22 protein-coding genes and 2 pseudogenes are annotated in these 25,364 nt (G+C 56.0%); 15 read left to right on the forward strand and 9 right to left on the reverse strand.

Annotation, left to right across the window (positions count from 1 at the left end; all coding sequences use genetic code 11):
* Window positions 1-66 precede the first annotated feature (66 nt).
* On the forward strand, window positions 67-831 hold the full coding sequence (locus CKW20_RS26730; RefSeq protein ID WP_095055562.1) for a sulfite exporter TauE/SafE family protein: 765 nt from the start codon (window positions 67-69) through the stop codon (window positions 829-831).
* On the opposite strand, the gene CKW20_RS26735 is transcribed toward CKW20_RS26730, so the two are convergent.
* Entirely contained in the window at window positions 821-1,135 is a 315-nt protein-coding gene (locus tag CKW20_RS26735) for a putative quinol monooxygenase (RefSeq protein ID WP_095055563.1), read from the reverse strand. The genes CKW20_RS26730 and CKW20_RS26735 overlap by 11 nt on opposite strands.
* Before the next feature lie 160 nt (window positions 1,136-1,295).
* Here CKW20_RS26735 and CKW20_RS26740 point away from each other — a divergent pair, with 160 nt between their 5' ends.
* The 6 genes and pseudogenes from CKW20_RS26740 to CKW20_RS26760 all read left to right on the forward strand — a co-directional run bounded on the left by CKW20_RS26740 (window position 1,296) and on the right by CKW20_RS26760 (window position 5,331).
* Entirely contained in the window at window positions 1,296-1,886 is a 591-nt protein-coding gene (locus CKW20_RS26740; RefSeq protein WP_095055564.1) for an NAD(P)H-dependent oxidoreductase, read from the forward strand.
* Window positions 1,887-1,967: 81 nt separating this feature from the next.
* Window positions 1,968-2,879, forward strand: coding sequence for a LysR family transcriptional regulator (locus CKW20_RS26745; RefSeq protein ID WP_095055565.1), 912 nt, complete (start codon window positions 1,968-1,970; stop codon window positions 2,877-2,879).
* Between the two features lie 132 nt (window positions 2,880-3,011).
* Window positions 3,012-4,457 carry a SulP family inorganic anion transporter gene (locus tag CKW20_RS26750; RefSeq protein WP_095055566.1) on the forward strand — a complete coding sequence of 482 codons (1,446 nt, stop codon included), beginning with the start codon at window positions 3,012-3,014 and terminating at the stop codon, window positions 4,455-4,457.
* A gap of 37 nt (window positions 4,458-4,494) precedes the next feature.
* Window positions 4,495-4,584, forward strand: a pseudogene (locus CKW20_RS30035) (VOC family protein); the annotation flags it as partial.
* An 85-nt stretch (window positions 4,585-4,669) separates the two neighbouring features.
* Window positions 4,670-4,915, forward strand: a complete 246-nt coding sequence (locus CKW20_RS26755; RefSeq protein WP_095055567.1) for a plasmid stabilization protein — start codon at window positions 4,670-4,672, stop codon at window positions 4,913-4,915.
* The gene (locus CKW20_RS26760; protein ID WP_095055568.1) at window positions 4,912-5,331 is read left to right on the forward strand and encodes a type II toxin-antitoxin system VapC family toxin; all 420 of its coding nucleotides are present in this window, start codon (window positions 4,912-4,914) and stop codon (window positions 5,329-5,331) included. Before CKW20_RS26755 ends, CKW20_RS26760 begins: the two co-directional genes overlap by 4 nt.
* 121 nt (window positions 5,332-5,452) lie before the next feature.
* Here CKW20_RS26760 and CKW20_RS30280 read toward each other — a convergent pair whose 3' ends face one another.
* Together CKW20_RS30280 and CKW20_RS30285 are read right to left on the reverse strand one after the other, a co-directional pair.
* Window positions 5,453-6,316, reverse strand: coding sequence for a methyl-accepting chemotaxis protein (locus CKW20_RS30280; RefSeq protein WP_371857456.1), 864 nt, complete (start codon window positions 6,314-6,316; stop codon window positions 5,453-5,455).
* 42 nt (window positions 6,317-6,358) lie between these two features.
* A pseudogene (locus CKW20_RS30285) lies at window positions 6,359-7,372 on the reverse strand (methyl-accepting chemotaxis protein); the annotation flags it as partial.
* A 260-nt stretch (window positions 7,373-7,632) separates the two neighbouring features.
* Between CKW20_RS30285 and CKW20_RS26770 the strand changes: the two are divergent.
* Genes CKW20_RS26770 through CKW20_RS26780 form a run of 3 tightly spaced genes read left to right on the forward strand, consistent with a single transcriptional unit; the run spans window position 7,633 to window position 9,757 of the window.
* The gene (locus CKW20_RS26770; RefSeq protein WP_095055600.1) at window positions 7,633-8,304 is read left to right on the forward strand and encodes a histidine phosphatase family protein; all 672 of its coding nucleotides are present in this window, start codon (window positions 7,633-7,635) and stop codon (window positions 8,302-8,304) included.
* 34 nt (window positions 8,305-8,338) lie between these two features.
* Window positions 8,339-9,172, forward strand: a complete 834-nt coding sequence (locus tag CKW20_RS26775; protein ID WP_095055570.1) for a phosphatase PAP2 family protein — start codon at window positions 8,339-8,341, stop codon at window positions 9,170-9,172.
* 54 nt (window positions 9,173-9,226) lie between these two features.
* On the forward strand, window positions 9,227-9,757 hold the full coding sequence (locus CKW20_RS26780; RefSeq protein ID WP_095055571.1) for a GNAT family N-acetyltransferase: 531 nt from the start codon (window positions 9,227-9,229) through the stop codon (window positions 9,755-9,757).
* A gap of 350 nt (window positions 9,758-10,107) precedes the next feature.
* Here CKW20_RS26780 and CKW20_RS26785 read toward each other — a convergent pair whose 3' ends face one another.
* The gene (locus CKW20_RS26785; protein ID WP_095055572.1) at window positions 10,108-10,467 is read right to left on the reverse strand and encodes a DUF6124 family protein; all 360 of its coding nucleotides are present in this window, start codon (window positions 10,465-10,467) and stop codon (window positions 10,108-10,110) included.
* A gap of 168 nt (window positions 10,468-10,635) precedes the next feature.
* On the reverse strand, window positions 10,636-11,424 hold the full coding sequence (locus CKW20_RS26790) for a helix-turn-helix domain-containing protein (protein ID WP_095055573.1): 789 nt from the start codon (window positions 11,422-11,424) through the stop codon (window positions 10,636-10,638).
* 119 nt (window positions 11,425-11,543) lie between these two features.
* Between CKW20_RS26790 and CKW20_RS26795 the strand changes: the two genes are divergently transcribed.
* Entirely contained in the window at window positions 11,544-12,428 is an 885-nt protein-coding gene (locus CKW20_RS26795) for an EamA family transporter (protein ID WP_095055574.1), read from the forward strand.
* A 127-nt stretch (window positions 12,429-12,555) separates the two neighbouring features.
* On the opposite strand, the gene CKW20_RS26800 is transcribed toward CKW20_RS26795, so the two are convergent.
* From CKW20_RS26800 to CKW20_RS26810, 3 genes are all read right to left on the reverse strand, one after another.
* On the reverse strand, window positions 12,556-12,813 hold the full coding sequence (locus CKW20_RS26800; RefSeq protein WP_095055575.1) for a hypothetical protein: 258 nt from the start codon (window positions 12,811-12,813) through the stop codon (window positions 12,556-12,558).
* A 35-nt stretch (window positions 12,814-12,848) separates the two neighbouring features.
* Complete coding sequence (locus CKW20_RS26805) at window positions 12,849-13,217, reverse strand: DUF6124 family protein (protein WP_095055576.1); 369 nt, start codon at window positions 13,215-13,217, stop codon at window positions 12,849-12,851.
* Between the two features lie 548 nt (window positions 13,218-13,765).
* Window positions 13,766-14,860: a CHAT domain-containing protein gene (locus CKW20_RS26810; protein ID WP_095055601.1), complete on the reverse strand. Its 1,095-nt coding sequence runs from the start codon at window positions 14,858-14,860 to the stop codon at window positions 13,766-13,768.
* A 90-nt stretch (window positions 14,861-14,950) separates the two neighbouring features.
* Between CKW20_RS26810 and CKW20_RS26815 the strand changes: the two genes are divergently transcribed.
* Entirely contained in the window at window positions 14,951-15,445 is a 495-nt protein-coding gene (locus CKW20_RS26815) for a hypothetical protein (protein WP_095055577.1), read from the forward strand.
* A gap of 474 nt (window positions 15,446-15,919) precedes the next feature.
* Here the strand turns inward: CKW20_RS26815 and CKW20_RS26820 are convergent, their stop codons facing one another.
* On the reverse strand, window positions 15,920-16,663 hold the full coding sequence (locus CKW20_RS26820) for a hypothetical protein (RefSeq protein ID WP_095055578.1): 744 nt from the start codon (window positions 16,661-16,663) through the stop codon (window positions 15,920-15,922).
* A gap of 1,457 nt (window positions 16,664-18,120) precedes the next feature.
* Here CKW20_RS26820 and CKW20_RS29670 point away from each other — a divergent pair.
* The 3 genes from CKW20_RS29670 (at window position 18,121) to CKW20_RS26835 (ending at window position 25,240) form a co-directional block, all read left to right on the forward strand.
* Window positions 18,121-18,294 (forward strand): hypothetical protein, encoded by a 174-nt coding sequence (locus CKW20_RS29670; protein WP_176466963.1) that lies wholly within the window; start codon window positions 18,121-18,123, stop codon window positions 18,292-18,294.
* A gap of 125 nt (window positions 18,295-18,419) precedes the next feature.
* The gene (locus tag CKW20_RS26830) at window positions 18,420-19,241 is read left to right on the forward strand and encodes a hypothetical protein (RefSeq protein WP_095055579.1); all 822 of its coding nucleotides are present in this window, start codon (window positions 18,420-18,422) and stop codon (window positions 19,239-19,241) included.
* An 800-nt stretch (window positions 19,242-20,041) separates the two neighbouring features.
* Window positions 20,042-25,240: a hypothetical protein gene (locus tag CKW20_RS26835; protein ID WP_095055580.1), complete on the forward strand. Its 5,199-nt coding sequence runs from the start codon at window positions 20,042-20,044 to the stop codon at window positions 25,238-25,240.
* Window positions 25,241-25,364 lie beyond the last annotated feature (124 nt).

Genomic DNA, 25,364 nt, shown 5'->3' on the forward strand with positions numbered 1-25,364 from the left:
AATCAAGAGGCAGCCTCAATATATGCCAGATTTTCAAGGCAACCTTCAGCGCTCACCATAGCCCCCATGAATACACTCGCCGCGTTCTACCAAAATCTGGGTTTGGCCCTGTCCTTATTGGTTATCGCCACCTTCCTGCTCGCCGGGATGATCAAAGGCGTGATCGGTCTCGGTCTGCCAACCATTGCGATGGGCTTGCTCGGTCTGGCTATGGCACCGTCGCAGGCTGCGGCTTTGCTGATTATTCCCGCGACGCTGACCAACGTCTGGCAACTGGCATTCGGTGGTCATTTGCGCGGGCTGCTGAACCGGTTATGGCCGATGCTGCTGGCGATTTTCATCGGCACGGGCGCCGGTACTTTGTGGGTCGGTATGGCCGGTGGGCATTGGGTCGTGCGGGGGCTGGGAGCGGCGTTGTTGATTTACGCCTTGAGCGGGTTGTTCCTGCCGACCTTGCGTGTCGGCGGTCGTACCGAGCGTTGGCTCGGTCCGTTCTGCGGTGTGCTGACGGGCATCATCACCTCGGCCACCGGCGTCTTCGTGATTCCTGCGGTGCCTTATCTTCAAGCGCTGGGCTTGAGCAAGGATGAATTGGTGCAGGCGCTAGGCCTGTCGTTCACCGTGTCGACCCTCGCGTTGGCCGCCGGTCTGTTGTGGCGCGGTGCCCTCGGCGGTGGCGAGTTGAGCGCGTCGCTGCTGGCACTGATTCCGGCGGTGCTCGGCATGCTGCTGGGGCAATGGCTGCGCCAGCGGATCAGCGCCGTGTTGTTCAAGCGCGTGTTCTTCATCGGCCTCGGCGTGCTCGGCAGCCACTTGTTGATCAGCGGCTAGCGGACGATGTGCTGAGCCTTTCGATCGGGCGGATATCAAAATCCCGCTCCAGATATTCCATGCGCATGTCGAGGAACTGCTTCATGTGCGGCAGATTGGAGTGCACATCCAGATGGGCCTGTGATTGCCAGATCTCGTAGAAGATAAACAGCGTCGGGTCCTGTTTGTCTCGCAGCATGTGGTACTCGATGCAACCGGGTTCGGCGCGACTCGGTTCGACGTAGGCACGGAAGAAGGTTTCGAAGGCCTCGGCTTTTTCCGGGCGGGTCTTGGCGTACAGGATGAAGCCTTGCAGTTCGCTCATCAGGTTCTCCTTGAGAGTCGTAATCGGTGCAAGTCTATGGCAACAATCACCTATCCATTTGTGCGTATTGGTCAAATGATTTTTGTCGATTGAGCGCTTATTCCACACGAGGTTGATCGCTACTCTGCCGCCATCGAATTCCAACCTTGCGAGATTTCCCATGAAAAAAGTTCTGCTGCTCAATGGCGGCAAAAAATTTGCACACTCCGATGGTCGCTACAACACGACGCTGCATGAAGCCGCGTTGAGCGTGCTGGACCGCGGTGGTGTGGATGTGAAAACCACGTTTATCGATGAGGGCTATGACGTCGCGGAGGAAGTCGCCAAATTCCTCTGGGCCGATGTGATCATTTATCAGATGCCCGGCTGGTGGATGGGCGCGCCCTGGACCGTCAAGAAGTACGTTGATGAAGTCTTCACCGAAGGCCACGGCAGCCTCTACGCCAGCGATGGCCGCACACGCTCCGACGCGTCACAGAAGTACGGCAGTGGCGGTTTGTTGCACGGTAAAAAATACATGCTGTCGCTGACTTGGAACGCGCCACAGCAAGCCTTCGACGATCCGACCGACTTCTTCGAAGCCAAGGGTGTGGACGCGGTGTACTTCCCGTTCCACAAGGCCAACACCTTTCTCGGCATGACCGGTTTGCCGACCTTCCTGTGCGTGGATGTGATGAAACGCCCGAATATCGAGGCCGATGTGGTGCGTTATGAGCAGCACTTGAGCGAGGTGTTTGGTCTTAAGGCATAACGCTCGGCTACTATCGAAAGTCTGAGCCCCACAAGCCCCGTCCACAGTAGAACGGCGCAGGACTATCGATAAGGGACACACGTGAAAGCCAGATCCGATGAGTTGCAGATTTTCGTCTGCGTGATTGAGTGCGGGTCGATCTCGGCTGCGGCCGAACAGGTCGGGCAAACACCGTCGGCGGTCAGCCGTACACTGTCGCGCCTGGAGGCCAAGCTCGACACTACGCTGATCAACCGCACCACGCGGCGCATGGACCTGACCGAGGAGGGCAAATACTTCTTCGAGCACGCCAAGCTGATTCTCGATCAGATGGACGAACTCGAAGAGCGCCTGTCCTCACGCCAGCAAACCCCGTCCGGGCGCCTGCGGATCAATGCCGCTTCGCCGTTCATGCTGCATGCCATCGTGCCGCACATCGAAGAGTTCCGCCGTCTCTACCCGGACATCCTGCTCGAACTCAACAGCAACGACCTGATCATCGACCTGCTCGAACAAAGTACCGACATCGCCATCCGCATCGGCACGCTGGCCGACTCAACCTTGCACGCCCGCTCCCTGGGTTGCAGCCCGCTGCACATCGTCGCCAGCCCGGCGTATCTGGAGCAACACGGCACACCGAGTGCTGTCGAGGATTTGACCGGGCACACGCTGCTGGGGTTTACCCAGAATGAAGGCCTGAACCAATGGCCGCTGCGCTATGTCCACGGTGACCGCTGGCCGATTCAGGCATCGATCAGTGCATCCGGGGGCGAGACGATCAGGCACCTGGCGCTGGCAGGGCAGGGCATCGCCTGCCTGTCACACTTCATGACCATCGACGACATCCATGCCGGTCGCTTGCAGGTGCTGCTGGCGGAGTTCAACAGCGGATATCGCCAACCGATCAACGCGGTGTACTACCGCAACTCGCAACTTGCTTTACGGATTCAGTGCTTCCTGGACTTCATTCAGGGCAAATTGGCGGCTTATGCGATTGCGGATTTCAAGGGCTGATGCGTAGACCGCGTCATCGTTCATCGCGAGCAGGCTCGCGATTGCGTTTCCAGCGGCCTATTCACTGGCCGGCCCGCGCTCAATTCCGTAACATTCGCCCTCTCTTCTCCCGCCTGTATTTTTAGGTAAGCCATGAAACCCAAACGTCTGCGCGCCGATGTCCTGGCCGGACTCACGACCTCTTTCGCCCTGTTGCCCGAATGCATCGCCTTCGCGCTGGTGGCCCACCTCAATCCATTGATGGGGCTTTACGGCGCTTTCATCATCTGCACCCTGACTGCACTGTTTGGTGGGCGGCCGGGGATGGTGTCCGGCACCGCCGGATCGATGGCCGTGGTGATCGTCGCGTTGGTGGTGCAGCACGGTGTGCAGTACTTGCTGGCGACTGTGCTGCTGGGTGGGTTGATCATGCTGGCGTTCGGTCTGTTGAGGCTGGGTAAACTGGTGCGCATGGTGCCGCATCCGGTGATGCTCGGCTTCGTCAACGGCTTGGCGATCGTCATCGCCCTGGCCCAGTTGGAGCATTTCAAGAGTGGTGACGCCTGGCTCAGTGGCTCGCCGCTATACATGATGATCGGGCTGGTGGCGCTGACGATGGCCATCGTCTACCTGATGCCGCGTCTGACACGTACCGTGCCGCCGGCACTGGTGGCGATTCTGGGTGTTGGGCTGGCGGTTTACCTGCTGGGTCTGCCGACCCGCACGTTGGGCGACATGGCGCACATTGCCGGTGGCTTGCCGAGCTTCGCGCTGCCAGATATCCCATGGAGCCTGGAAACCCTGAGCATCGTCGCCCCTTACGCGATATTGATGGCGATGGTCGGCTTGCTGGAAACCCTATTGACCCTGAACCTGACCGACGAAATCACCGAGAGCCGTGGCTACCCGGATCGCGAATGCGTGGCATTGGGTGCTGCCAATATAGTGTCTGGTGTGTTCGGCGGAATGGGCGGCTGCGCCATGATCGGGCAAACCGTGATCAACCTCAGCTCCGGTGGTCGCGGTCGGCTTTCCGGTGCAGTGGCCGGGGTGATGATCCTGCTGTTCATCTTGTTTCTGTCGCCGCTGATCGAGCGCATTCCGCTGGCCGCACTGGTCGGGGTGATGTTCGTGGTGGCGCAGCAGACCTTCGCCTGGGCCTCGTTGCGGGTGCTGAACAAGGTGCCGCTCAACGACGTCCTGGTGATTATTGCGGTTACGATAATCACGGTGTTCACCGATCTGGCCATCGCCGTGCTATGCGGGATCATCATTGCGGCGCTCAACTTCGCCTGGCAACAGGCTCGCGAGCTGTATGCCGACAGCTATCAGGAAAGCGATGGCAGCAAACTTTACCGCCTGCACGGCACACTGTTTTTCGCTTCGACCACGCCATTCCTCAACCAGTTCGACCCCGCCAATGACCCGGCCCAGGTGACCCTTGATTGTCGCCACTTGAGCTTCGTCGACTACTCGGCCATTGCTGCGCTGAAAACATTGCGCGAGCGCTACACCAAGGCTGGCAAACAGCTACGCGTGCTGCATCTGTCCGAACGCTGCAAAAAACTGCTCAAACGCGCCAGCGAGCATCATGATTGAGTGAGCCTTCATTTGCTGCGCTGGTGGGGTGCAACCCATGAGCTTCGGCAAAACCACCCTGACCCTGCGGATTTTCGATGAAACCAGGGCTTTGGAGTTTTACGCCGAGTTCCTTGCGATTAGTGTCTGGGGCCGTTCGGCAGCTCTGCGGGTTTTGATGGGGCAAGGTGTGTTAGCCTCAATCAATGATTTCATTGATTGCAGGAGGCATCATGGCCAGTATCACAATTCGAAACCTGGACGATCAGATCAAGGAACAGTTGCGTATCGCCGCCGCTCACAATGGGCATTCGATGGAAGAAGAGGCTCGCCTGATTCTTGGTCGAGCCCTGGCCACCGTTGATCGCGCAGGAGGTCTTGGTAGCCGAATCCGCAATAGGTTCAAAGCCAGTGGTGGGGTTGAGCTCGATCTTCCTTCGCGTCACGAGAAAGCGACAGCGGTGGATTTTTCCGAATGATAGTGCTCGATACCAATGTTCTTTCAGAATTCATGCGGGTCGAGCCTGACACTCAAGTGCTTGCCTGGGTTGATGCACAGCCAGCAATGGAGTTGGCAATCAGTGCTGTCACTGTAGCGGAAATTCTCCATGGCATTGCCCGGCTCCCGTTCGGCAAGCGTAAACAGAAACTTGAAGCTCATGCGATGGCGATGTTCGAAGAAGACTTTGCCGGAAGGATTTTGCCTTTTGATGCCCATGCCGCGGTGGAGTACGCGACGCTGGTAGCTGGCTCTGAAGCAAATGGTCGAATGGCGTCGATGGCTGATGCTCAGATAGCGGCAATCTGCCGAAGTCACGGAGCACCCATTGCCACTCGCAATGTTCGGGACTTCGAGTTTCCCGGGATTGAAGTGATCAATCCGTGGGAAGCCTGAATGACTCTGGTGATCGGTAGATCGCCTTCGCGGGCAAGCCTCGCTCCTACAAGTTTAATGAGTAGCCTGTAAGAGCGAGGCTTGCCCGCGAATGGATCTGTCATTCACCATTGACGTAACGTCAAACCCGGAAGTGGCTTACCATCATCTGCAACTGATTACCCAACCGCGCCAGTTCAACACTGGAGGCAGCGGTTTCGTCGCTGGCGGAAGCGGTCTGTTCGGACACGTCGCGTACGTTGATGATGCTGCGGCTGATCTCTTCGGCCACGGCGCTTTGTTGCTCGGCAGCGGCAGCGATCTGCTGGTTCATCGACTGGATGTTAGACACCGTGCGGGTGATGTTTTCCAGTGATACGCCGGCCTTGCGGGTCAGCGCGACACTGCTGTCAGTCAAGGCGCGGCTGTTGTTCATCACGGTCGACACCTGTTGGGTGCCGTTCTGCAGGCCGGCCACCAGGCCTTCGATTTCCTCGGTGGATTTCTGCGTGCGCTGGGCCAGGCCGCGGACTTCGTCGGCCACCACCGCAAAACCACGACCGGCTTCACCGGCACGGGCTGCTTCGATGGCGGCGTTGAGGGCCAGCAAGTTCGTCTGCTCGGCCACGGCTTTGATCACGTCCATGACGCTGCCGATCTTGTCGCTTTCCTTCTGTAACACGCTCATGGCTTCGGTGGAACGCACCACTTCGCTGGCCAGACGTTCGATCTGGGCGATGGCTTCGTTGACCACTTTATCGCCTTCGCGCGCTTCGCCATCAGCGGCGGCTGCGGCCTGGGAGGCTTCTTCGGCATTGCGCGCGACTTCCTGCACCGTGGCCGTCATCTCGTGCATGGCGGTGGCCACCTGATCGGTCTCGATCTTCTGGCTGTTGACTCCGGCGCTGGTTTGTTCGGTCACGGCCGACAGTTCTTCGGCGGCGCTGGCGATCTGGGTGACGCCATCGCGGATACCGCTGATCAAATCGCGCAGGGTCACCCCCATGCGTGCGATGCCTTGCTGCAACACGCCGAGTTCGTCGCGGCGGGTCACTTTGACGTCCTGGGACAAATCGCCGCTGGCGATGCGCTCGACCACGGCCAGGGTATCGCGCAACGGGCCGGTGATCTGACGGGTGATGAGCACGGCAGCAATGATGCCCACCAGCAATGCCAGCAAGGTGCTGATCAGTTGCAGCGTGCGGGCCTTGGCGCTTTCGGCGTCACGACGGTCAAGCTGGATCTGATACAGCTGATCGCTCTGCGTCACGATGGTGGCGCCTTGATCGGTCATTTCCTTGCGTGCCTGCACCGCATCGGTGTTGGCGGCTTTATATGTTTGCAAGGCGCTGCGGTAGTTGCTCAGCGCGGTTTCCAGCTGACGCAGAGCGTCTTGCTGGGTCTCGGCGAAATGCACGTTGAGCTGTTTCAGGCTGGCGATGGCCGTGTCCAGTTGGGTGACGGCTTTTTGCTCGGTCTCGGCGTTGGTGCTGGCGGTGTAGCCACGCACTTCGTAGCGAGCCAGGATGAATGCTTCCTTGGCCGCAGTGATGGCCTGGAACTGTTCGAAGCGCTGATCGCTCAGGGGCATTTGCTGCACCCGGGTGCTGATCGTTTCGATCAACTTGCTGGCGGTTTCAGCGTTGGCGCCCATGGCGTCGCGGGCGCTGTTACCGGTGCGGTAGGCGCTGCGCATTTTGTTCAGGGATATCTGGTAAGCGCTGATGGTCGCGCTCTGCTCTTTGAGCAACTTGAGATTTTCCGGGCTTTTGAATTTCGACAGCAACGATTGTTGCTGAGCGACGAAGCCATCGAGTGTTGTCTGTACATTCTGTGCGGCAGTTTCATCGCCGTTGGTCAGCATGTATTGCAGGCGAACCACACGCAGTTTGGTCAGGCCAGCGTTTAACTGAGTGATGTCGCTCATCCAGTTGCTGCGGTCAATCAACCCGCCCAGGCTCGTCCAGCCGGTCAGGGCGAGGACGCAGGTCAGTGCCAGGACCAGGCCGAATCCCAGGCCCAGTTTCAGGTTCACGCTGATATTACCGAACCAGCTATTCATCAATATTCCTCCAGGAACGTTGTGTTTCTTGATCGTCGGTTGGCTGGAAGATTGTTGTTTTAAGAGCCAGCAAGGGGTTAGCAGGTCTGTATCGGCAGCAACCCCGAGAGCTGAAAGGATTTTCTCGGACCGATTCTGTAACAAGACTTTTGGGCGGGTCTTAAGCTTTTTTTCACATGGGTTTCACCGGTTGCCGACGCGCGCCTCTTTACCCTCGCGGCATCGAATGACAATGGTGCATGCCGGCGAGGCGGTTTGATGTGGAATTGAGACTGAGTCTGTTCGGGATAAAACGCTCGATCGATCTGAGCCGTTTGACCCGTTATCGAAATACTGCGGTCGTGCTGGCCTCGGCGCTGCTGGTGATTCCGCTGACCGTGTGGCTGTTGCGGCCTGCTGCCGTCCCGGACCTGGCCCATGGCAATGTAGCGGGTGCCCGGGCGTTGGTGACCGGTTGGACCAAGGGCGACATGATCGTGCTGGTGCGCCACGTCGAGCGCTGCGATCACTCCACCGCAGCCTGTCTGGTTGGCAACGATGGCATTACGGATCGTTCGCGCAGCGTGGCGGTGAGTGTCGGCGCGCAGTTCGAGCATTTGGGCCTGGATCGGGCCGACATCTACAACAGCCCGGTGATGCGCACGGCGCAAACCGCCGGTTATATGTTCAACAAGGTCGGCGTCGACGAAGACTGGTTGGTCCACTGCAGAGGCAGCATGCTGCGCGATGTCCTCGCGCACAAGGTGGCCGGGCGCAACCTGATTCTGGTGACCCACAGCGAATGCATGGCGCAACTGGAAAAAGACCTCAAGTTACCCACCGACACCCTCGGCTACGGCGCCTCTCTGTTTATCACCGCCGAAAAACTTCAGGCACCGCGCATGCTCGGCTTCATCGAAGCCTCTGACTGGCATTCGGTGACCACTGAATGAGCCTGACCATCATCCCTCTGGATCAGGACGTACGATGCTGACTTCTTCCCGTTACCGCTTTTATTGGGCGAACTTCGGTATCCCGCTGGCCTGCGCGGTCGTGGTTTTCCTGCTGTTTGACATGACCAGGATAGACATCGCCTTCAGCGATCTTTTTTATGATCCGGCCACCCGGGTGTTTCCGTTACAGCATGTTCATCTGTTCGAGAAAATCACCCACAAATGGGCGCGGATCATTCCGAACTGGACCGGTGAGGTCGCGATGATCGGCGCTTTGCTGTCGTTTCTCTGGCCGCGTCTGAAGATTGAAAAACATTCGAAGATCATCGCACTGCTGGAAAAAATCAAACTCGCGCCGGTGCTTCAGTTTGCCAGTAAACACCGTCGGGACTTTCTCTATGTGGTATTCGCGTTTTCCATCAGCACTGGCGTTATCCACTACCTCAAGGGCCACACCAGTGTCTATTGCCCGGTCGAAACGACTCAGTACGCCGGGAAAATCGAACACAAAGCGTGGTACCAGAATTTCGACCTGCTGAAAGTCGCCGGTGCCGGTCGTTGCTGGCCGGGTGGACATGCGTCGGGCGGCTTCACGATGCTCGCGCTGTACTTCGTGGCTCGCCGCTACCGCTGGCGGTATTCCAAAGCGCTGATGTACGGCTCGCTGCTGCTCGGTTTCGTCTACGGCACAACGCGGGTTCTACAGGGTTGGCACTACATGTCCCACACCTTCTGGGCCGGAATCTTTGTGTGGCTGGCGTGTTTGCTGACGGCGTTGGCGTTCTATGGGCGGGCGCGGCTGGAGTTGCCGGTGCTGGAAAAACATGAAAAGCCTGAGGCTTCTGCGCAGCCTCAGACTGCAGGCTAAATAGCTGACCTGTTACTCTCAGGTGTCATGGAGTTTGTATTTAAGGATGATGCAATGGAGCTTGCGCTGACGGTTGGCACTCACACATTGAGATTGAGCTCCCCCGACCCTGAATGGTGTAAAGCGTTGCAGCATGCGCTGAACACCAGCTTTACCGCCCATTCCGAATTTCTGCATTGGGCCAAACCCTACACCACCGAGGACGAAGCGCGCTCGTTTCTCGCGCGGGCGGTCGATGAGTTCAAGAGCGAAGCTGGCGAGCGGCGGTTGCTTATCGTCGACGATGAAGCGCATACGATCATTGGCTGCATTGGCTTGAAACCCCGGCGCCGCAATCGATATCTCATCGGCTACTGGGCCAATACTGAGTATTCGGGCAAAGGCTATATGCGGGCGGCGCTTGAAGCATTGATCAACAGCATGCCCGGTTTCACGTTTTACCTGATCACCGCCTCGGCCAACGTGGCGAGCCAGCGGCTGGCTGAAGCGGCTGGGTTTGGTTTGATCAGGATGTTTTATCAGGCGCGGTGTTCGCAGCAGCATGGGGAGCAGGATACGTATTTGTATCGGTTGAAATGCCTGTAGGAACTGCTGGAGGTTTCCCATGCGGCGGTTACCTTGAACTGACCTAATAAAACGGCAGGCAAAAAAAGCCCGCGGGAGGCGGGCAAACTGTAGTTTCTTGAATGAGCGAGAGGAATGTACAGGTTGGAGAGAAGCGGTGGGGTGAAGAAAAATTCATGTTGATGGAAGGCTCCTCCGTGTTGCTCACTGCCACGAAGAGTAGTCAATGAAGGGGCAACTGACGGCATCAATAAAAATGGGCGACCTCAATGAGGCCGCCCATTTTGCTTTTCTACGCCGAAATCTGCGCCTGTAGCCGTCGCCTGTATCGATCCAGACAAAACCACCATTCGATCAACGAGCGCGATCACTCAGTGAAAGACGGGAGGCTTGGCTACGGCCACCGACCCGTTCGGATCGAGGTTATCCCGCGCTCGGTTGACCAAAAGCTCGGTCAACATTGTCAACTGCTGAAGAGCCAGCGCCACATTGCGCTGCGAGCCTTCGAGTTGGTTGGCAAAGTCCAAAGTCATGACGTTGAGCGAGGCCAGGGTTTCGCTGGCATGAGCGAGCAGGGTGGTCGTGTCGACGTCGGGGCGGACGCTGAAAATGTTTCTGTTCAGGTTGCGCCGGCGGGCGCTGACGACGCGTTCGATGGCTTGGGGAAGTTGGGTTGTTTCAGGCTCTGAAGTGGCCGGTTTTTCAACTAATTTCAGGGGGATTTTTTTCATAAGGGCGTTCCATGGGATTAGGGATCCTTACGCTGTTTCGGCTTGTCAAAACCGTCCGCAGGGTTTGTAGCGAAGAATGAAGACTATCTTCCGGAAACCTTATTCGCCAGTTCATGGACGTCGCTATGAGTTGCGGGAAATTTCCCAGTATGACGTGATTCTAATCTGTCAGAAAAATCCTTTCTCGCTACGAAAATACCGACTGGGCGCCTCACCCAATACTCGACGGAAAACACTGGTGAAGGCACTCGGGCTGCTATAGCCCAGATCGGTCGCCACCCGCGTAATTGCCTCCCCGTTACCCAGACGCACCACGGCCGCCAATAGACATGCCTGCTGGCGCCATTCGACAAAACTGATACCGGTTTGTTGGCGAAATAGACGGGTGAATGTGCGGCGGCTCATCCCGACCTGCCTGGTCATATCATCAATCCCTATCTCCAGCGAAGGTTGCTCCAGCAGGTTGCGGCAGGCGTGTGCCAACCTTGGCTCAATTGGCAGAGGTGCATTAAGCGATAGGGGCGACATGCCTGCTATTTCGTGAAGCAGCAATGTCATCAGATGGCCGTCCAGATGCTCCTTGGCATACAGTGCCGGAACGTCTATGGCCCGGATCAGCAGCTGCCGAAGCAGTGCCGACACGCCGAAGACCTGGCAGTGGGCAGGCAGACTGAGCCGAATCGCGGCGCGGTTACGGATGTAAGTATTAAGCATGGTGACCGGCCCGCTCATGCTCATCTCATGGGGAACTCCCGCCGGTACCCAGATAGCCCTTTGTGGGGGTACAACCCAGTTACCCTGGCTGGTTAATACCGTGATGACGCCGCAGGCGGCGTAGGCGAACTGCCCACGTTGATGCGTATGCAGCGCAAAGCGCTGGCCATCCAGATAGTTATTGGCAGTCACCACTGCATCGCGGGGTGTGTTTTCGTAGGGATCTATTTCAGTTTCGCGCATGGCCCGAATTTAATGATTTATGACCTGGTAGTGCAAGCGAGCCATTGCCTCTATTGCTCATAGTGATGACTTGGTTGGTGCATACAGCTGCCGGCCTTGTCTTCTGGAAATAGAACGTCATGCAGAAAAAACATCTGACCCTGGCCGTCTTGGTGACAGCCGTCTGGGGCCTGAACTTTCCCATCACCAAACTAGGCTTGGCCGCTATCGATCCGCTGTTGCTGACTGCTCTTCGCTTTATGCTGGCTGCGTTGCCGTGGGTATTTTTTGTCAGGCGCCCGCCGATTGCCATAGGGTGGTTGGCCGCCTATGGATTGATTTTTGGCGTCGCGATGTGGGCGTTGATCAACCTGGGCATCGAACTGGGTGTTCCACCAGGGACCGCTGCCCTGTTGATCCAGTTCAGTGCATTTTTTACCTTGGGTTGGGGAGTGTTGTTGTTTCGCGAGCATCTGAGCCTTGGACAGATCCTTGGAGTGGGGCTCGCAGCGCTGGGCCTGATCAGCATTATTTTCAGCAGTCCCGGCCATGCAACGACAGTAGGTTATGGCTTGTTGTTGGTGAGTGCCTTTAGTTGGAGTATCGGCAACGTCATCATCAAAAGGTCGAAGGTTCGGGAAATGTTCGCCTTTGTGGTATGGGCCAGCCTGTTCCCGCCGATTCCCTTGTTGGTACTCACTTGGCTGGCACACGGTCCCGCTCCGTTTACCTCCTTGGCAACACACCTTGAGTGGGTGTCGGTGTTCTCGATTTTGTTTCAAGTCTATGCGGCGACGCATTTCTGCTATTGGGGTTGGAATCTACTGCTGCGAGAGTACCCGGTTTCCAGAGTGGCACCGCTGTCATTGCTGATTCCGGTGTTTGGGATCGCAGGTTCGATGCTGATGCTTGGGCATAGGGTTGATTTCAATGAAGGGATTTCGATTGCGCTGATTCTATCGGCACTTGCAGTGGGGTTGATGAAGGAGCGCCAGTCGGTGCGCATTGCACCCTCTGGAAAATAGGGGCATTCAGTTCTGTCACGTATTTAGAACATCCCTACCCGCTCAAATCAAAAAAAGGCACCTGCGATATGCTCGTCGGTGCCTTTTTCTATTGGGGAAGCGGCAACGATTTCCTGTGCCGGGTTCGTTACGACGCCGAAACCTGCATCTGTAACCTTCGCCCAACCACATCCAGCAAATCGCAGCCATCGCGCAACGAAATCACCAACACCCGAGCCAGCTCACTGTAAACGCCTTCGTTCACGGCGAAACTCTCCAGCAATTGAGTCGCGGTGCGGATGCGGTAGGCCGCCGTTTCATGCAGCACATCCAGCGGCGCTTCGGTGTCGATCAGCAGCGACGCGATGGTGCAGTCGATGCCGGTGACCGGCATGTATCGATCCATGAAAAAACCTCCATTCGATCAACGAGCGTGATCACTCAGTGGCAGACGGGCGTGACCGCCGGCGTGGGCGAATCGAGGTTATCCAGCGCTCGATTGATCAACATCTCGGCCAGCACGGCCAATTGCTGAATTGCCAATGCCACGTTGCGATGCGAACCTTCGAGCTGGTCGGCCAGGTCGGTGGTCATGACGTTCATGGAGGCAAGGGTTTCGCTGGCGTGAGCGAGCAGGGTGGGTGTGTCGACGTCGGGGAGAATGGTGAAAATATGACTCACGGGATCGGGCTGTTTCGGGTCGCGCAAGCGGGCGCTGACGGCGCGTTGGGTGGCTTTGGAGAGTTGGGTGAGGTCGAGGTCTTCCGACTCTGAAAGGGTTGGGTTTTCAGGTGGGTTGGTCTTTTTCATGGAGGAACTCCGAAAGGTTAGGGATCCCTACGCTTTTCGGCCTGTCAAAACCGTCCGCCGGGTTGCAGCGAAGATGGAAGGTTAGCTTTTCGGGTCGTTACGTGCCAGTTCATGGAGTTCGCCACAACTTGAGGGGAATTTCCTAGGACGGAGCGGGGAGCCAACCAGAATTGTTTCTGAAGGAGGTTCTGGATTTTTCATGGCGTTCGACGGTGACGACGCTGGGCTGGGTGCCGATGAGTGTTTGATGCCAAACCCCGGATGCAACAAAGCCCGCACTTGGCGGGCTTTATCGTTTTCGGATTGGGGGCCTGGGTAATTTGAATCCGTCATGTAACTTATTGATTTATAAGGTAAATGTAGGATTTTATTTTTGGTTGGAATACCAATTGGAATACTGCAGTCCACTTTACCACCCGTTTGAATTCGATCTGACCAGCACGCTTCGTAACCATGATTGGCAGTGAACTGCCCATAGCAGCCGGTGGCTCTGGGCAGAAAACGGACAGGAGTGGACGTTGGACGAAGACTAGCGCCGGACTTTATGATCAAATTTCGCGAGGTCTCACGAGCGTCTGCTCTTCTTCAGTGACCCCAGCTTTCAAATGCAGCTCAGGTATATTTGCTTGCGCGGCATCCTCCATCATCAACGCTGCCTTAGCCTGCCTGAATGCCTTCTCCAAGGAATGCCCGAATCCTATACCTGAGTAAAATTCAGACGAAAAAATCCGTGCAGCTTGATCGCCGATTGCTTGGTTCATTCCGATAGCCGCATTCACATTCTGTACCGCTGCCTGGGCCTGGTTGAATGAAAAGCATGTATTGAAAAAGACCAATTTCACGCTGTCCGACCCGAATGCAATGGCGCTTACAATGGCCTCCTTAGGGACGTGCTTGGGCCTGCCTTGATCATCTTGGAGCACCAGAGCGTCTGCTGACGTGCCATGGCCACTAAAGTGTACGACCGTTGGACGGAGCTCGTTGATCGCTTGCAGAATGTCCCCTGGCCTGACTGCCCAGCGACTTTGGAAATCGATCGCATCCCGGTGTTCGGAGGCCCTAATCTTCTCGCCGATGGTTCGTACCTCCAGATCGAGCGCAAGCTTGTTGACCCCTGGGTCTGAGGCCATGAACAGCACCGTGATTCGCTTGGGTAGGGCTCTGAGTTTTTGCATCTGTCGAGCTGTTTGTTGATGGAGCACCTCATGCCTGGCTAGCCCGGCCCCCACCTCGCGCATTCGGTGCTCGTGGTCTAGGTCTGCACGTTTTTGGGCGGTTTGGCTCTTTTTGATTTCAGCCTCGCGCTTTTTCTGATCAGCATCTTGCTTCTTCTGCTCTTGAGCTTGCGCCTTGTCAAACTGACCTTGAGTGGTTATCAGTCGCTTCTGCTCGTCAGCGATCTTGATCTCCAGCTTACCCAGCTCAGTTTGATTCTTGGCATACTCAGAGGAGTACCGCTCGGCCTCACGCAGCTTGCTTACGATTGTAGAGCTTATTTTGGCTTTGCCGGCAGCACTGCTCGCGGCCTGCATTTTCCTGAACGCCTCGCCAGCCTTGGCAGCCAGCCGTGCTTTGTCTACCTGAAATTTGGCAAGCTTTTGCTGGTGCGCGCCAACCTGGCGGCGGTAGTAATCAACGCTCATTTGCCACCTATGGAGGAAAGCCGGATCATAGCCACTGTACCGCAAACGCTCAAGAACAGGCATCGACGCTGATTGCTTATAAAGGAAAACATGGACGACACAATTCGCTATCTGCAAGATCGCTTCAAAGAAGAGCAAGGCCGATTCGACCATTTTGAAAACAAATGCGCGAAGTTTCTGACAGCTGTGTCCATCGTCATCGTAGCGCTGAGTGCACTGGCAGGGTTCAAAAACGGGGTGCTGTTTCAGGCAACCTCCCCGTTCGCTATGCTAATACTTCTGAACTTCATCGTCTGCGCAATCTGTATTGCATGCTCGTGGGGGCACGCCTTCAGCGCGCTGCGAATATGTGATTGCCCAAGTCTGCCCTCCAATCGTCAGACGGCGGATTACCTACTGAGCGTCAACGACGAGCAGCAGAAGCTTCACATCTACAACTGCTACGTCGACACCCTTGAAAAGCTTACGAAAGCTATCAACGAAAAATCGAGGCCCCTAGAGCATGCCTACAATGAGCTTGTCATGGGCGCGGGGTTCATCCTCCTTTTAGCGATCCTTACAACCACCAGAGAGCTGTCAGCATGACCGATCAAAAAAAGCCTCAAAATAACGAAAATAGAACACCACCTCCTCCTCCGCCAACGACTGAATATCACCGTAGATCCGAAGAGCCTGCGGTGAACCGTTCGACTCCTCCTGGAAAGCGCTGATCACATGCCGGCTAAGCATTAGCCGGCATGATCCACGTAGCGACACTGGCAGGGACGTCTTGCATGTGTTATTGGCCCAGGCTGAGCTTTATACGCACGCGATAACCCAGTATTCGCTTCACTTTGGACTGAGCAGATTTGGTTTTTCAGACGCCGGAACAGTCCGCTTCGGGTCCAGGCTGTGTGAAAACGTTTTTGAGCAGGTTTGACAGCCAGGACCGGAGCTAAAATCGCGTTCCTACGAAAATTTTCGGGCTGCTGATAAACCAAACGCTGGCAGATTTTACGTTGCAACGCAGGCTTCAAACGGCGCATGTGTTTTCACACAGCCTGGGTCGAAAGCGGTCGGTTACTCCAGCATTTGTCGCTGGTCCACGATATCGTTGGCCTGCCGGACTACATGCGCGAAATTCCAGTCCTGCGGATCCTCACCCTGGGCCAGGCGCATGAGCCGAGACTGTGCGTCGCGCGGAATTCTGTCCCCCCAAACGGCCTCTACGAGCAAGCCTTTCTTCCTGAGCCCCCTGGTTTGGACAAATCGCTCATCATTGGCAATCTCGATGACCAATTCCTTGAAGAGTGCATCGAGCTTGGCTGCCTCGTTCGCCGCTAGCTCTTCAAATCGTTTTTCGTGCCCGGCTATGAACTCAACGAGCAGATTAACCAGATCGTCGTACCAATCTGTGTTGACAGCGCAGTAACGCGTTAAGCCCTGGCCAGCGTACGCAAAACTCACCCGATACTGCTTGCCGTCCCGTGCTTTCATCTGATCGGGAATCATGGAAAAGCATTCTCCGATGGTCGGTGCGGTAACATTCCGACTGTTAAGTAATGTCTCCCGTCCTCCTGCTTCGAGGATTTCTGAGCGAATCAACTCGTGAACATCCAGCGCCCTGCTGCTACGGAAGACAAGTGAAGGTTGGTCTGCGCGTAAGGCCGTGGCCATCGAATCTGGAGAAAGAAAGACAACACTGCCGTCAGCCACACTGATCAATTCGGCCTCGACACAAACCGGCTTTACATCATGGATAGCATCCACCACTGGTTTGACGAGTGTGCCAAGTTCAAAAGTTACAGAGTCCATTTTGAGCATTGTGAATTGCCCTCAAGTTGTAGGCAGGTATCAGCCTCTATAAAGCAATGTTTTGGCAAATTGTAGCCTGTCACGAATGACTGTAATCGGCCGTTTCTGTTGAAAAAGTCGGCTTCGGTTTCCACAGCAGTGGCTCGAACGCTTCGCACAGTTGCATCGCACTTCTCCTGAGATTATCGACTTCGTCCTCACTCATCCCGCCACGGTTGTTGAGTGTTATCAGGGATCAAGGCCCCTGCGACCTGTGAGGGTTGTCCACTTACGCGGGACTGACGGCTCCTTACGACCGGGAGCTTGGGCATCTCATGATCTGGCCTCCTGAACACCGATAGCGGTGGGCGGGTGGAGACTGCACTGGCTGACGAGACCAGTGCCGCGAGATCCTGAGTCGAGTGAAGGCAGTAATGAGATGACCGGGGCATGCCTGACGGTCAGTCAGGTGCAGTCCATTCCCTGGGCTGCGGCACCATCATCGGCATCGCTGTGGCGAGTGAGCATTCGGTGTTTGTCACACCGATTGTCACGAGGGGGAAAGCCGCAAAGCCCCATGCGAGCAGGGCTGCAGCAGTGTGATATGCGCCCGTCTCTTTAGGGGGCAAAGAGACGGGCAAAAGGTTGGCGCAAGAAATGGCCAAGCGGATAAGTTGCTGCAGAGCAGCCAGGAGAAGGTCTGAGTTGCCGCAGTGGGCAAATTTGAGAAGTAGGCATCCATCACATCGCTGTGACCGTGCGAGCCGCCGGACGCTAATCGCACTTGGGGGGGAGCCACCACGATGTGGCGTAGCCTCAAAGGTTCTGGCTACCTGGGTGCTATCGAGGACAGCGCTTGTACAGTTCTGGTTTAGCGCTCGTTCTGCTCGCGGTCAATAGTATTTTGGGGGCGACTCTGCGCCAATTAAGTAGCGATGGAAGACCTTGGCAGCCGGTGGTTTTCCATGGCCGGGTGGTCGTTCGTCGGTTTTAATGTGGGCCTGCGTAATTGCATGGACTTGACCATTTGCATCGTCACTGACCAGTCAATTGCATCCGTGCTGATCAACCGTTTGCATTCGACTTGACCAGCAAACGCCGTAGTGACGACCGGCGGAGAACGGCCGATTCTGTTGAAAAAGTCGGTTATCCAAAACTGCCTGATCATTGACCGGCGAAAACGCCTTTTTTACACGCTGCTACGTGAAATCTGCGCCTGGCATCCTCTGCCGAAAGTAAAGATTTCAATCTCGGACGCGTACTTTTCAGCTGCGGAAACCATGGCCGACTTTTTCAACAGAATCGGCCAATAGCGGACATTTACAAGCTGAGCAATCACGCCAATCGACCATAGACACATTGCCGACTAGTTCGTAACCTGTGCGCAGATATCGCCGTTTTTTCTCGTTTGTATATGCCGCGTTTCTGACGCAGCAGTCAAAGGGGACAAGGGGTGTCGACCAAACCAAAACACACAGAGAATAAAAATGATTCGAACAAATACTGTTTGCCCAAATTGCGGTTCAAAAAGCACTCCTATAAAAGAAAAAATTATGGGTCAGGATACCCAAGATCTTATCTGTTACGATTGCAAGCATATTGGATGGTGGAAAGATTTCCAGCCAAAAGAGCAAGGAGAAAATAAAGGTGAGCAAGTATAAGCGCATAACAGTAGGCTAAATTTGTTTACCGCGCTTACTCGGGGCTGACATTAGCTGAGCTATTGCCCACCCCTTGGCTAATCGTTAAAGCGCTTAATTTCATACGGAAAGACCAAGGAGGTTCTGTGAGTCCTGAGATCATCAATACATATGAACAAATTTCTCAGCTGCCGGCCCAAGTCCTGCCGCTCTTCGCAACGCACAACATCGACATTGATCCAGATTCGGACCTTCAAAAAATGCTCGATCGCTGTGCTGCAGCGGACCAAGGAGTCTACTCAAGTGCAGATGCCCTGGAGGTATGTCGGGCGCAGCGAGTCTTGCTTGCCATCCTCGCTTGCAGCGACGAGCCGGAAATTAAAGAGCCGCTCAATCGTATTGCATCAAGCAAGCTCGATTTTTCCTCTACGGAGCATTCGCTAGGACAAGATGCTGTTTTTGAACTGGAGTTCTTGCAATACGTCAGGCATAGAGGCCTAACGGCAAGACTGGGAGAACCTGACATTATCGTGAGCGCTCCATTCGGTGACTATTTTGTCGCATGTAAGAGCATCAACTCATTAGCTAACTTTAAAGGGCAATTGCGCTCAGGCACCAGCCAGGTCAAAAAACTCGGTCACGGCTGCGTAGCGTTCAATTTGGAGCGACAAAGCAAGCTGGTACAGCCGCTGAAGGTGGAACAGGCCGAGGAAGTTAAGGCGATTCTGGACGCTGAACTCAGCGAGTTTTATGCCCATAACACAGAGCGGTTCAATCATCTGCTGAAGGAGGGAAGCCTTGATGGTGTCGTGCTTCAGATTTCTTGCTTCGCGGATATAGCAGAGAGCGGCTTGGATCTAAACGTGTGTACGCACACGGTCTTCTACTCTCGGCAGAGTCTCCAGGGAGCCGAGGCGCATTATCGTTTTGATGGGTTTAGACAATCCATGAGAGGCCAGATGGGGTGAGGCTGAGCTGTTTATAGATGAGCAGTGAGTGCATGACATTCCCCTAAAGCTCTTAAATGATATTGAGCCAAACGAACGAAGCCCGCGCCAGGAGGGCAGGTGCGGGTCTTCTGTAGAATTTCCCGCATCTTGATTTCATGCCGTTTTACGATCGATCCGCCAGCGAAGGGAACGTTTACACCAGTAATTCTGGATGCCACTGCGGTGGCGCCGAATGGCATGTGCATTTCTCACTTTTATTTTCTTGAAGAGCCGCGATAACGGCAAGCCCTGTTCTTGCGTATGCAGCCGGTGAATCTCGACGCAAACGCTAATGAATTGATACCCATACGGCAGGACCTTTTCACATGAACGACGGTAGAGGGGCTGAGAGTAATGCCGCCTTTTTTCAGCAGAAAGCGACGGATCTGCAAAGTTTTCTCGGACATCTGCGGAACGAACTTACTCGTTCGAAGGCGTATTTCGGACGCAAATGAATGCCCCTTCTGGCCGTTTTTTGCCTGTCGTGACCGGCTTAAAACGGCCAGGAGTTACCCTTCGGTTTGACGGCCCGAACGGCGGGCTCAGATTGGGAGCGGTTGTTCGAGTTGAGCAGGAGCAGCCCAGTAGAGTTGGCCTCTGGAGAGGGGGGGGTGAATAGAGCCGTACTTACCGGAACTAGGAGCTTCATCCAAACACGGATAGCATGTGATCCTTTGTGCTATTTAGCTTGTCCTCGACAGTTGAGTAGCCGTTGGCCAAGATCCAATGGCAAGTAAAGTGAAAGAACAGTAACTCCAAGCCGTTCTGGGAGAATAACCATGGAAGAGTCGCAGCCGGATGCCGATGGCCCTGGGCTCCTCGATAAACAGGGAACGAGTACGGCTGCCAGTGGACCCGCCGGCGCACACTTTGAAGGGCAGATAGCAGCGTTCTACCTGCTTGCCATGCTCTGTGGCGCACCGCCACGAGGCCTTCCCGGAACAACAATCGATCGAATCGCCCTTCAACAAGCGAATACCGGCCGGCCGCTCGACGATGTAATTGTGCACGCCGTTGATGGCTCTGGCAGACCTGCGGTACTGGAGATCCAGGTAAAGCGCACGATTTCGTTTAGCCCTACCGATGCAATCTTTCGGAAGGTCGTCGGCCAGATTGCTTTGGCCGTGCGTCGGCCTGACTTTTGGTCGACGCAATATGGGCTAGCGATCGCCACGGCGAGGGGGTCGCGCAAGATCGACGGACCATATCAGGATGTGCTAACACTGGCGCGACAGGTTGGAGATGCCGCGACGTTCACCGCACAGCTCAAGCTTTCCGGTGTCGCGAACGAGGACATGCGCGCCTTCGCCAAGACGTTCCAGAGTCACCTAAAAGATGAGGGCTCACCTCACGACGACGAAACGGTATGGAAGTTGCTGCGGCGCCTTCAGGTCCTTACGTTCGACTTCGTTGCACCGGGCTCGACGTCAGAGGATCTCGCTCGGGAACGAACGCTCCGAACATTGCATGCCGACGATGCTTCCCGCGTTGATGCATTTTGGGGAAATCTTGTTGAGCTCGCCATCAACATTGCCAAGAGCGGTGGCGATAGAACGCGCAGTACGCTCCTGGAGTCCTTGGCTCCTCTTGGGTTCCGATTTGCTGGGGACCGGCGGCACGCAAATGCCCGTGCCGCCCTAGCCGAGAGCGCTCGTCAAGCACTTGCCGACATTGATAACCACGTAGGCAAGACGGTACTTGCACGACATGAGCGCGTTGCGGCAATCCACGAGGCTTTTGACACTGGGCGCTATATCGAGATCCGCGGCGACGCTGGCGTAGGAAAGTCAGGTGTTCTACGCCAGGTTGCCGAGTCGCTGCAAACACAGGGTCACGTTCTTGTCTTGAGCCCCGGCCGATGTGTTCCGCGTGGCTGGGGAGCCATGCGCGCCCAGATCATGTTCGAAGGCCCAATCAATGAGCTATTGGTCGAGCTTGCGAATGATGGGGGCGCAATTGTATTTCTAGACAACCTTGATTCCTTCAGCGACGAGGAGCGTCTTACGGTCGTTGACATAGTCAGAGCCGCCGCGGATGTCTCAGGCGTGTCAATTCTTGCTACCGCACGAACTGACTTTGGAGTAGAGGAACCTAGCTGGCTGCCTGGTGAAGCCATCGCTCGTCTAGGACAAGGACCGACTGTACCCATTGATGGCTTGAGCAAGTCGGAGATCGAACAGCTCACAACGAGCGATCCTGCGTTAAAACTGCTGCTTAGCGAAAACCATCCTGCCCGACAAGTCACTAGAAACTTGTTCCGACTTGCACGAGTCGCAAGTCGGCCGGCGGGTGATCCTCTACCATATACAGAAGCCGAAATGGCTCGACAGTGGTGGACCACAGCAGACGGCAAGCGCGACTCCGGATGGCGCGATCGTGCCCGCCTGTTAATTGATCTGGCCCAACAGGCGCTTACCGGACCCAATTTCCTCGATGTTAGGACTCAGTCTGCGCAGTCAATCGACGCATTGGTTTGCAGCGGAACACTGCGCAACCTGGGGCCAGACCGTGCGTCCTTTCGTCACGACGTGCTACGGGAATGGGCGATTGCCTGCGCGCTGCATGCGGATGATGGCCTCATTGACCGGCTGGATCTGAAGCGCCTCTCTCCGGCGACGCATTCCCGCGGGATAGACCTAGCTGCCAGGATGGTGATTGAACGCGCAGCAGATGGCTCCGAGTGGCACACTCTTATCAAACGTTTGAGCGATGATGGGGCCCATAAGTCTTGGAGGCGAGCGGCCCTGCTCGCACTTGCCCGTTCTGAAGCAGCTAACGTCATATTGCCGCGAATGCGGCCGATTTTATTTGCGAATCAAGCTTCGCTGCTTCGCGAACTCATTCGCACCGTCATGGCCATCGAAGTGGTGCCAGCCTCGAAGGCTTTCGCCGCTGCCGGTGTCGATCCTAACCTCATACCGGCGGGAATGACGATACCGAAGGGTTCTGCCTGGCTTGCGCTAGTCCTCTGGCTCCTTAGCGTCGGCGACGACGTTCCCGGCGAAGCGATTCCGGAAGTGGTTGAGCTTTACACGGGCTTCTCGTTCGGGACGCTTGGGCTGTCAGACATAACGCAGCTCACAACTCGCCAGCTGTATCGCTGGCTTAGGTTAATGGAGCCAAGGAGTGCATTGTCCGAATCCACTGAGGGACCCAAGTTTTGGGAAAGCCTTGATCGCAACCAGATGCAGTCCTTGGGTCGTGATCTGCGAAGCGGGTTTTTCCTATTCGCACGCACAACACCCGAGCTGGCAGCCGAATACCTCCGGGCGGTGGCAGAGAGCGAGCACAATGACGAACTGGTCCAAAGCATCCTGAAGATGCGCGGAACGTTGGCACAGGCGGCTCCCGCTGAACTGGCCAAATTGACTGAACAGTCATTGATTGAGAGGCGCCGACCTCGATATCACGGCTTTGGCAGTGAACGCGATGAGCTTTTCACGTTCATCGATCACGGATTTTTTCCAGCCTCTCCGGCGCAAGGCCCGTTCTTCGAGCTGCTGCTGAACTCTCCGGCAGACGGGCTCGCGCTTATCCATCGCCTGGTGGATCACGCCATCGCGCACGGCAGCCGTGGCCGTAAGGCCGGCAGCGACGCGATTACATTGGCGTACCCGGATGGCGCACGTATCTTTCCTTGGACGGATGCCTACTTTTGGTCTAGAAACAGCAATTACTATGCCATAACGTCGGCGTTGATGGCCTTAGAAGCTTGGGCTCATCGGCGCATCGAAGCCAGTGAACCGTTCGAGACTGTCCTCAACGATGTACTCGGACCAGCAGGATCGTGCGCGGCCTATCTGCTTGTGGCAGTGGACCTGCTCATATCGCACTGGCCAAAATCCGCCGCGTCCGCCGCAGAGTTCCTCGGTTGCCCAGAGCTCCTATGCCTTGACCATACGCGACAGGTCCAAGATCAGCTGGAAACTCCGGACCTCTTCGGGTTAGGGGCGCGGCAACCCGAACCACGTGGTGCGGTCAGCACTGCCGAACTCAAAAAGCGTGCGTCGAGGCGCTTCACCCTCGATGGATTGATCGGGAGTTACGCGCTATCCGCTTCACCAGAGCAGCTAACCAAACTCACGACGCTGCTGACACAATCGGCTGATCGATTAGGGGCCGCCGGCGAGCAATCGAATCTGGGAGATCCAGAGTTTATGGTCTTGCATGCGTTGAACCTTGCCGATCTTGCGAACTGGCACGAGGTTGAGGTAGAGCGCAACGATGGTTCGATGGTAAGACCCCGTCAATACGTTTCGCCCGCTCCAGAGCAAGCTCACCTCCAAGTACTCATAGACGCCGCTGCAGCTAAGTCTTCGGATTTTGCTATGCAGAGCGCCATCACAATGGCTATTGATTCCTCTCCCTTCTCGCCAGAACAACTGGAAGCCGCGGTAGCATGGGCGAGCCATCCTTCTCCAGAGACTGTGGTGCCAACGGATGCTGAAAGTGATGACGCATCGCTAAGTATGCGTCGGGAAGCGGTGCTCACCGCCGCCATGATAACCATGCGAGACGGAAATGAAACCTTCCGGTCCCAGCATGGCGACTGGGCGCGGGCACAGCTGCAGGATGCGCTCAATTCTGATGACGATGACTCCGTACTTCAGATTCGAGCAGGTCTTCGTTTCAACCCGATCGCGATCGCCTACACCGGCTTGATTCACGCTCTTGCCCACCGAAACACTCTAGGCGATGTGCGAGCCTTGCTTGAGGTAGCCGCAGACAATCATCATGCGGCCGCCCATGGTTTCGGCGCAGCCATTGGTGTCCTACACGCAGTCGACGAGCGGTTGCCCTGTGCATTTCTGCGCTGCGCATTGCGCGCATGCGTTGTTCCCGTCCGCAAATGGGATATCTCGGACGAGGAGAAGGCAGCTCGGGCGGAGCAGCACAGGGCGGCAGCGATGGCTGCCGTGGACGCGGAAATAGCTTGGCTGGGGGGGACCCAGGCCGAACCATCGTGGCCCCACTTTCCGCACGAGCACGTTCGTCCTAAGCGCCGGCTACGACTAACCCCGCTGCCCATGCGGGCTGAACAAGTCCCCGAACAAGAAGAGCTGCCTCCATATGAGGTGGTTTATCACCAAACGGCGGCGCTATGGCTTCGCCAGGTACAAGAACTCGGCAACGTCGACAAGTGTCTTTGGCTGCGGGATGTGGTCACTGCTTACATATCGTGGACGATCAAGGCCAATGGCGGTGATCTCGCCAACGGGGAGGAGGCTGACGACATACCATCAGAATGGAACGATGTGTTCTTTGCTCTAGTCGCCCGCTGCGCGGTCGGCCTGACCTCGGCTGAGGTTGAGAATCTCGCTACGATGCCGATTGCCGCACTACCGGATCGAAACTACTTTGACGCTCTCGTCGACTTCTTGCGTAGCGTTGATGAGGTCTATTTCGAAGGCAGCACCCTAAATGTCTCGGTTGCCGTCGCTATTCGATCGGCATTTGCTGACCGCATGATGACGAGCAGGGGATGGGAGCGCATGCGCGGAACGAACGAAACCTCCATTGAAGTGCACATCGCTCCCGCAATCGCCACACTATTCTTCAACGAATACCTCTTTCCCGCACGCACAAAGAGCTACCTATATGAGAGAGGTATCGAGCGTATTGGTCCGTTCCTGCCAGTATTGGGTCGGTTAGTTCAGTCCGGTCCCTCACCCTTTGTCGCGCTCGTATTACTAAACCTTCTTAAGGTGGCGCCGCGCGCTGAGCATCTTGACCTGCTTGTTCAAGCTGGTAAGACTTGGCTAGCGACATATCCTGACTCTCGGTCATTCTGGATTGACTCTGGATTCGGCAAGCGATGGTGTGAGATTGTCGAGAGAATTCATACCCTAGACGCCACTGCCACTGGTGCCGACGCAGCGATTCGCGAAGACGTTGAGAGCATTGTGGCAGAGCTAGTTGGCCTTGGCGTTCCCGACGCGGCTCGGCTGGAAGAGCTACTCAACAGTCATGGTCCTTGAATCACTCTGCCGCGGACAAATTGCAGTCCCGGTGGCTCTGTGCGAATGTCGGCTTATCCGCTGCATAGCCGACGCCCACCATACTTCTCCTGAGAGGCAGCAGTGGGTCGTTTTCCATCTATGG

Origin of the sequence: Pseudomonas sp. Irchel s3b2 (genome assembly GCF_900187445.1) — a bacterium.
Lineage (GTDB): Bacteria > Pseudomonadota > Gammaproteobacteria > Pseudomonadales > Pseudomonadaceae > Aquipseudomonas.